At 69.5% G+C, this 8,460-nt stretch carries 7 protein-coding genes and 1 rRNA gene; 7 read left to right on the top strand and 1 reads right to left on the bottom strand.

Annotated elements, in window-relative coordinates; translation table 11 throughout:
* Positions 1-91 (top strand): 5S ribosomal RNA (gene rrf / locus ACFVVI_RS35610); the annotation flags it as partial.
* Positions 92-216: 125 nt separating this feature from the next.
* On the opposite strand, the gene ACFVVI_RS35605 is transcribed toward rrf, so the two are convergent.
* Positions 217-1,920, bottom strand: a complete 1,704-nt coding sequence (locus ACFVVI_RS35605) for a hypothetical protein (RefSeq protein WP_387449427.1) — start codon at positions 1,918-1,920, stop codon at positions 217-219.
* Between the two features lie 117 nt (positions 1,921-2,037).
* Here ACFVVI_RS35605 and ACFVVI_RS35600 point away from each other — a divergent pair, with 117 nt between their 5' ends.
* The 6 genes from ACFVVI_RS35600 (at position 2,038) to recN (ending at position 8,287) form a co-directional block, all read left to right on the top strand.
* Positions 2,038-3,165 carry a hypothetical protein gene (locus tag ACFVVI_RS35600; RefSeq protein ID WP_387449430.1) on the top strand — a complete coding sequence of 376 codons (1,128 nt, stop codon included), beginning with the start codon at positions 2,038-2,040 and terminating at the stop codon, positions 3,163-3,165.
* 412 nt (positions 3,166-3,577) lie between these two features.
* The gene (locus tag ACFVVI_RS35595) at positions 3,578-4,471 is read left to right on the top strand and encodes an HAD-IIA family hydrolase (RefSeq protein ID WP_387449424.1); all 894 of its coding nucleotides are present in this window, start codon (positions 3,578-3,580) and stop codon (positions 4,469-4,471) included.
* Between the two features lie 13 nt (positions 4,472-4,484).
* Positions 4,485-4,769 carry a hypothetical protein gene (locus tag ACFVVI_RS35590; protein ID WP_387449421.1) on the top strand — a complete coding sequence of 95 codons (285 nt, stop codon included), beginning with the start codon at positions 4,485-4,487 and terminating at the stop codon, positions 4,767-4,769.
* Between the two features lies 1 nt (position 4,770).
* Entirely contained in the window at positions 4,771-5,592 is an 822-nt protein-coding gene (locus ACFVVI_RS35585) for a TlyA family RNA methyltransferase (protein WP_387449418.1), read from the top strand.
* On the top strand, positions 5,589-6,518 hold the full coding sequence (locus tag ACFVVI_RS35580) for an NAD kinase (protein WP_378630063.1): 930 nt from the start codon (positions 5,589-5,591) through the stop codon (positions 6,516-6,518). Before ACFVVI_RS35585 ends, ACFVVI_RS35580 begins: the two co-directional genes overlap by 4 nt.
* Positions 6,518-8,287, top strand: coding sequence for a DNA repair protein RecN (gene recN, locus ACFVVI_RS35575; protein ID WP_387449414.1), 1,770 nt, complete (start codon positions 6,518-6,520; stop codon positions 8,285-8,287). The genes ACFVVI_RS35580 and recN overlap by 1 nt, the downstream gene beginning before the upstream one ends.
* Positions 8,288-8,460: the final 173 nt, after the last annotated feature.

The raw sequence follows: 8,460 nt of genomic DNA, 5'->3' as shown, positions 1-8,460 counted from the left end.
GCCCGGTCCCATTCCGAACCCGGAAGCTAAGGCCACCTGCGCCGATGGTACTGCACTCGACAGGGTGTGGGAGAGTAGGACACTGCCGGAACATCCTTCGCGATAGGGGACCCTTATTTGGGTCCCCTATCGGCGTTTGTGGACTCGATACGAGTTCGGTACGCCAGGCGGACGATGCCCCGTCCTTCGTCCGTGGTTGAATTCTTAGTGGCGGGGTCATTGACAACACTCCCCGCAGGTCGGGGAACCTAGAGAGGGATCGCCGTGTCGGAACACAACGACGGACGGAAGCCTTTCCGCCGGGACGGAGACGCCCCCGGTTTCGGCCGGCGAGGCGAACCGACCGATCGCCCCCGCGGCGGACACGGTGACAATCGCGGCTCGGGCCGTGGCGAAGGCGGCGGATTCCGCCGCGACGACGCAGGCCGAGGCAGCAGCGCAGGTCGTGGTGGCTCCGACCGTGGCAGCTCCGACCGGGGTGGATTCCGTCGCAACGACGACAATCGCGGCTCCGGTCGTCCCGAAGGCCAGCGCGGTGGCTACAACCGCGACGACCGCGGCGGCAGCTCCGACCGTGGTGGATTCAAGCGCAGCGACAGTGGCGACCGCGGTGGCTACCAGCGCCGTGACGACGCCGGTCGCAGCGGCTCCAGCGACCGTGGTGGCTACCGGGGCAACGACGACCGCCCCCGCGGTGGTTCGGATCGTGGCGGCTCCGCTGATCGCGGTGGCTACCAGCGCCGCGACGACAGCGCGAAGGGCGGCTACCCGAAGCGCGACGACGCGAGTCGTGGTGGTTACCAGCGACGTGATGACAACGATCGCGGCGGCTACCAGAAGCGTGACGACAACGATCGGGGCGGATTCAAGCGCAGCGACAGTGGCGACCGCGGTGGCTACCAGCGCCGTGACGACGCCGGTCGCGGTGGCTCCGGTGACCGGGGTGGTTTCAAGCGTCATGAGGGCGGAAGTGATCGTCCCGCAGGTGGTTTCGACCGCGGCGGTGACCGTGGTGGCTACCGTGGTGGTTCGGATCGTGGCGGCTCGTCGGATCGTGGTGGCTACCAGCGCCGCGACGACAACAAGAGCGGTTACCCCAAGCGCGATGATGCCGGTCGCGGTGGTTACCAGCGACGTGATGACAACGATCGCGGCGGCTACCAGAAGCGTGACGACAGCGATCGCGGCGGCTACCAGAAGCGTGACGACAACGATCGCGGCGGATTCAAGCGCAGCGACAGCGGTGACCGCGGTGGCTACCAGCGCCGTGACGACGCCGGTCGCAGTGGCTCCGGTGACCGGGGTGGTTTCAAGCGTCATGAAGGCGGAAGTGATCGTCCCGCAGGCGGTTTCGACCGCGGCGGCGACCGTGGCGGGTACCGCGGCAACAATGACGATCGCCCCCGCGGCGGTTCGGGTGGCGGCTTCCGTCGTAACGACGGCGACGACCGTTCGCGTGGCAGCTCCGATCGCGGCAGTGACCGTGGCGGCAGCTCCGATCGTGGTGGCTTCCGTCGCAGCGAAGGCGGCAGCGACCGTCCGGGTGGCGGCTTCCGTCGTAACGACAGCGATGACCGTTCGCGTGGTGGTTCCGATCGCGGCGGCTATCAGAAGCGTGACGACAAGGGTGGTTACCCGCGTCGTGACGACAGCGGCAAGGGCGGCTACCAGCGGCGCGACGACAACGATCGTGGGCCGAGGCGCGACGACGACCGCGGTCGCGGTGGCTTCAAGCGTGACGCGCGCTCCGGTGGCAGCCAGGGCAAGTTCGTCGGCGAGGACGGCAAGCCGCTCGACGGCACCTACCGCGAGAAGCGACGTGAGCGCGACAGTGACGTGCTCGGCGTTGTCTCGGCATCGGCTGCCTCCGATATCGACGAGTCGATCACCGAGGACGACAGCACGGCCTCGGCCGGCCACTCCGCGACGGCGAGCGACAAGCCCGCAACCGACGAGTCGACAGCGTCCACTGAGCAGTCCGAAGACAACGCAAGCTCGGCCACGGCGCGGGTAGCCGAGACCGACGACAAGGCGACCATCGACACCGGTGAAGGTGACCGTCCTCGTGACGCCGACGGCGTCGAGTCCGAGAGCGGCAGCGCGCGGGTCGGTTCGGATCTCGACAGCCGGTCCGATGCCACCGATCGCGGCTCGGACAGTGGCGACCTGAATGACGCCGCCCGTGACGATTCCGGCCTCGACGAGAGCCCCCGCGGCTTCGATCGTGACAGTGTTGCCCGAGGTGAGTCGGATCGCGACGACCGTTCTAGCGGTTCGGATCGTGACGATCGGGCCGCTGGTGACGCCGACCGTGGCGAGCGGCGTGGATTCGCGGATCGCGGTGCCCGTTCGGACCGTGACGACCGTGCGCGCAGTGGCTCGGCGTCCGGTGGTGCATCGCGGTCGGGTGACTTCGGCGATGACCGCCGTCGCGGCGGTGAAGGCGCTCGTACGACGGGTGGGCGGCCGGACGATCGCCGTGCGGCGCGTCCCGAAGAGCCCGATCTGCCCGAGGATGTGCAGGCCTCCGATCTGGATCCGGCCGTGCGCCGTGACCTGCTGAGCCTGGACAAGAACAACGCCGATTCGGTGGCTCGGCACATGGTGATGGCCGTCGAGCTGCTCGAGGACGACCCGCGCCTGGCGCTGGCACACGCTCGGGCCGCGCGGCAGCGTGCGGGCCGCATCGCGGTGGTGCGGGAGACCGCCGGTGTGGTGGCCTACCACGCCGAGGAATGGGCAGAGGCGCTCTCGGAGCTGCGGACCGCACGACGCATGTCCGGTGGCGCCGGGCTGCTCGCGGTGATGGCGGACTGCGAGCGCGGTCTCGGCAGGCCGGAACGCGCCATCGAGCTCGGTCGCAGCGAGGAAGCACAGACGCTCACCGGTGACGAAGCCGCCGAGCTGCGGATCGTTGTGGCAGGCGCCCGGATGGATCTGGGTCAGTTCGACCAGGCCGTCGTGACGCTGCAAGCCTGCGATCTGGACCCGTCGCGCACGGGCTCCGCCGCCGCGCGCCTGTTCTATGCCTACGCCGACGCGCTGGTGGCGGCCGGCCGCACCGATGACGGCCTGCAGTGGTTCCTCAACGCCGCTGCCGCCGACCTCGACGACGAAACCGACGCCGAGGAGCGGGCAACCGAACTCACCGGCGACGCACAGTAGAACCACAAGGCCGTAGGCCGGGAACGCATCCAGGTTTCCCGGCCTGCGGCCTTTTCGCATGTCATCAGAGGTTGATGTCGGCCGGCAACGCCGGATCGGGTGTGGCACAGAGGTACTCGGTCGGCTCGAGCGGTGGACCGGCCTCCTGCGCTGCGGGCAATCGAGCACGCTGTGCGAGCGGGGATCTACTTCGGCCGGCAACCGGCCTGGTTTCCCTGTTGCGTCGGTGCGCGCCCGCGACGCGCTGGGCGAGACGTCCGCAACTGGGGACATCGCGCACGAACATGTGGCACATGCTCGATCATGAAGGGTGCGAGCGCTATTCGGCAGCCGAGGGGAACCGAAGCTGTCGGTGCCTTCGCCTAGGGTCGCAGATGTGTCCGACCCGGCAGAGACGACGAAGTGAGGGTGGATGGACCGGCTACGCGATCGATACGAGGCATTGCTGCTCGACCTGGACGGAACGCTGTACCGCGGACCCGATGTCATCGAAGGGGCGCCCAAAGCGCTTGTACCGGATGGTGATTCGGCACAACGTCTCGTCTACGTCACCAACAACGCCGCGCGCGGTCCCGGTGCCGTGGCGCACCACCTGGACGAGCTCGGCTACCCGGCGACCGCGGGCGATGTGGTGACCAGTGCGCAGGCCGCCGCCCGCATGTTGTCCGAACGGCTGAGCCCCGGCGACAGGGTGCTCGTCGTCGGAACCGACGATCTGGCCGCCGAGGTGAAAGCCGTCGGCCTCGAGCCCATCCGCCGATTCGGCGAGACCCCACCAGCGGCGGTCGTCCAAGGCCACTCGCCGGCAACCGCATGGCCCGACCTCGCCGAAGCCGCCTACGCCTTGCGCGCGGGCGCGCTGTGGATCGCCGCCAATACCGACCGCACCTTGCCCAACGAGCGCGGCCTCGCCCCCGGCAACGGCTCGATGGTCGCGGCCCTGGCGACCGCCTCCGATCGTGAGCCCCTCGTAGCGGGCAAGCCCTACGCGCCGCTGATGGAAGACGCGATCGAGCGAGCGGGCACCCGCCGCGCCCTGGTCGTCGGCGACCGGCTCGACACCGATATCGAGGGCGCCAACGGCCTGGGTCTGGACTCGCTGCTGGTGCTGACCGGAGTCAGCACGCTCGAGGAGGTGATCGGCGCGCCCGCCGCCCGGATCCCCACCTATATCGCCGCCGGCCTCGACGCCCTCAACGACGCCACCGTGGCGGAGGCCGCCGCACCGGCGGACATCGCGGAACTGTTGCGACAGTATCCCGGCCGGGCGGTACGGGTGCGCGCGGCCGATTCGGAAATCCGATAGCGTTGACGCCACGATGAGTACTGCGAGTTCACCGCCGAACGGCGCGTCACAGCCACCGCGGCCCGGGATTCCCGTGCCGGGCGCTCACCTGCCCGGCGCAGCGGCGCAGCAGGAACCCGCCGATCCGCACCGGATCAAGACCGAGGTCGACGCACTACTCGCCGAACTCGGTCCGCGTCCTGTCGCGGGCCCGGCGGAGAACACCGAGGCCGGTGCCGATATCACCCGCCGTGCGCGCATCCTCGAACAGGCGCACGACGTACTGGTGGACGCGCTGGCGACAGTGGACAAGATCTGAGGTGGCCAGACGAGCGCGGGTGGACGCCGAACTGGTTCGCCGCGGGTTGGCGCGATCGCGAGAACACGCGGTCGAGCTGATCAGCGCGGGCCGCGTCCTGATTGCCGGAACCGTCGCCGTGAAACCGGCGACGGCCGTGGAGACGGGAACCCCACTGATCGTGCGGGAAGAGCCCGACGAGGTGTCGTGGGCCTCGCGGGGCGCGCACAAACTGCTCGGCGCGCTCGAGGCCTTCGAACCCGAGGGGCTCGGCCTCGCGGGTAAGCGGTGCCTGGACGCGGGTGCGTCGACCGGTGGGTTCACCGATGTGCTGCTGAACAAGGGCGCGCGCGAGGTGGTCGCGGTCGACGTGGGCTACGGCCAGCTGATCTGGCGGCTGCAGAACGACGACCGGGTCCGCGTGTTCGACCGCACCAACGTGCGCAACATCACTCCCGAATCCATCGGTGGCACAGTCGAAGTCGTTGTCGGTGACCTGTCCTTCATCTCGCTCGGGCTCGTCCTCCCCGCACTGGCGGCCTGTGCGGCCGACGGCGCCGATCTGCTGCCGATGGTGAAGCCGCAGTTCGAGGTCGGCAAAGACCGGGTCGGTTCGGGCGGTGTGGTGCGTGATCCGGCGCTGCGAACCGACGTGGTGTGTGATGTGGCGAGCGCCGCCGCCGCGCTCGGGCTGCGCACCCTGGGCGTGGTCGCCAGCCCGCTGCCCGGCCCGTCGGGCAATGTCGAGTACTTCCTGTGGTTGCGCAAGGTCGGCCCGTTCGACTACGACGCCGAACAGGTGCGGGCGCTGGTCGCGCAGGCTGTCGAGGAGGGTCCGCAGTGAGTACGCATGCCGGCGGCAGGGAGATCCTGCTCGTCGCCCATCCCGGTCGCGCGGAGATCATCGAGACCGCGCACCGGGTGGCGAAGATCTTCGCCGAAGCGGGTATCTGCCTGCGGGTGCTGGCCGACGAGGCCGACAGCACCCGGTTCGAAGACGAAGCCGGATATCCGGTGCGGGTGGTGCCGCACAGCCCGTCCGCGGCCCAGGGCTGTGAGATGGTGCTCGCCCTCGGTGGCGACGGCACGTTCTTGCGCGCGGCCGAACTCGGCAGGCCCGCGGGTGTGCCCGTGCTGGGAATCAACCTGGGCCGCATCGGTTTTCTCACCGAAGCCGAGGCCGAGAACCTCGACGAGGCGCTCTCGCAGGTGGTCGATCGCGACTACCAGGTGGAAAACCGGATGACCATCGACGTCACGGTGCGCGTGGACGACACGATCGTCGAACGCGGCTGGGCGCTCAACGAGGCCAGCCTCGAGAACGCCCAGCGGATGGGCGTGCTGGAAGTGGTGCTCGAAGTGGACGGGCGGCCGGTCTCGGCGTTCGGCTGCGACGGCATCCTCATCTCCACGCCCACCGGGTCCACCGCCTACGCGTTCTCGGCGGGTGGACCGGTGGTGTGGCCCGAACTGGAGGCGATGCTGGTGATCCCGAGCAACGCGCACGCGTTGTTCGCGCGGCCACTGGTGACCAGCCCGGAGTCGCTGATCGCGGTGGAGACCGTGGCGACCGGACACGACGCGATCGTTTTCCTCGACGGCAGGCGCACTCTCGCGTTGCCGCGTGGCGGCCGCGCCGAAGTGGTGCGCGGCGAACGTCCGGTGCGCTGGGTGCGGCTCGATTCGGCGCCCTTCGCCGACCGGATGGTGCGTAAGTTCCAACTGCCGGTCACCGGCTGGCGGGGCAGACAGCGAACGGAAGAGCACTGATGCTGACGGAGATCAGGATTGACGGACTCGGTGTCATCTCGACGGCCACCGCGCAGTTCCATGCCGGTCTGACCGTGCTCACCGGCGAGACCGGTGCGGGCAAGACCATGGTGGTCACCAGCCTGCACCTGCTCAGCGGTGCACGCGCCGACGCGGGACGGGTACGCCTGGGCGCGGCGAAGGCCGTGGTGGAGGGTCGTTTCGTCGTCGACGACGTGAACGACGCGGCTCGCACGGCGGTCGGGGAGGTGCTGGAATCGGCGGGTGCCGAGGCCGACGAGGACGGCAGCGTGATCGCGGTCCGCACGGTCAACAGCGACGGACGCTCGCGCGCGCATCTCGGTGGTCGCGGGGTGCCCGCCGCGGTGCTCGGTGAGTTCACCTCCCGGCTGCTGACCGTGCACGGCCAGAACGATCAATTGCGGTTGCAGCGGCCGGAGCAGCAGCTGTCGGCACTGGACCAGTTCGCCGGCGACGGCGTCGCCGGTCTGCTGCGCAAATTCCAGGTGCATCGTCGGTCCTGGCTGGACGCGCGGACCGAACTGCTCGAACGCACCGCGCGCAGTCGGGAACTGGCGCTGGAAGCCGACCGGCTCAAGCATTCGCTCACCGAGATCGACGGCATCGCGCCCGAACCCGGTGAGGACACCCGCCTGGTCGCCGAGATCCGCAGACTCAGCGACCTCGATTCCCTGCGCGAGGCGGGTGCCGCGGCGCACGAGTCGCTCTCGGGCCCGACCGACGCACCGGCCGACGGTGGCGGTGTGCTCGATCTGCTCGGTGGCGCCCGCGCCCGCCTGGATTCCGCCGACGACCCGGCCCTGGCTGCGCTGGCTCCACGGCTCGGCGAGGCGATCGCGGTGGTGGTCGACGTGACCACCGAGCTCAGCAGCTATCTGTCGGAATTGCCGTCTGATCCCAGCGCACTGGACACGATGCTCAACCGTCAGGCCGAGCTCAAGTCGCTGACCCGCAAATACGCACCCGACATCGACGGGGTGATCGCGTGGGCCGACGAGTCGCGCTCGCGCCTGGACTCGCTCGATGTGTCCGAGGATGCGCTGGCCAAGCTGGCCGGTGAGGTGGAGACGGCCGCGGGCAAAGTGCGCGAGGCGGCACGCAAACTCAGTGCCGCGCGCGCCAAGTCGGCGGGCAAGCTGGCGAGCGCGGTGAGCACCGAACTCAGTGGGTTGGCGATGGGGAAGGCGCGCTTGGAAGTCCAGGTCCGCCCGCTGCAGGCCAGTGCCCAGGATTCCGCGCCGTTGGAGATCGACGGTGCGCTGTTGCACGCCGGTTCGAACGGCTGTGACGAAGTGGAGTTCCGGCTCTCGGCGCATTCGGGAGCCCAGTCGCTGCCGCTCAGCAAGAGTGCGTCCGGCGGCGAGCTCTCGCGAGTGATGCTGGCCCTGGAAGTGGTGCTCGCCGGATCCGATCACGGCGCGACCATGGTGTTCGACGAGGTCGACGCAGGTGTCGGCGGCCGGGCCGCGGTGGAGATCGGCAAGCGCCTGGCGCGCCTGGCCCGCACCCATCAGGTCATCGTCGTGACCCACCTGCCCCAGGTGGCGGCTTTCGCCGACACGCACCTGGTGGTGAACAAGTCCGACGACGGAAAAGGCAAGGTGGACAGCGGCGTCCGCGCGCTGACCGACGAAGAACGAGTGGTGGAACTGGCCCGTATGCTCGCAGGCCTCGACGACACGGAGACCGGCCGCGCCCACGCGGAAGAACTCCTCGAAACCGCCCGAGCCGAGCGCTTACCCGCCTGAAGCGAGCACTACCCCCAAAACGGTCGGTCACCACACCCGAAGCCGACCGACCGCACTTTCAACCACCCCGCACACCCGGCCCGTCCCCGTCTTCAACAACCCACCCAACCCAGCCACCGCACTCCCGACCCCTAGGGAGGGACGGCCACGAAGTGGCCGGTCCGCGGCCGGGC

The sequence above is a fragment of the Nocardia sp. NPDC058114 genome, from assembly GCF_042884695.1.
Classification (GTDB): domain Bacteria; phylum Actinomycetota; class Actinomycetes; order Mycobacteriales; family Mycobacteriaceae; genus Nocardia.
The sequence above is the reverse complement of the archived record's forward strand: the minus strand, read 5'-3'. Positions and strand labels throughout refer to the sequence as shown.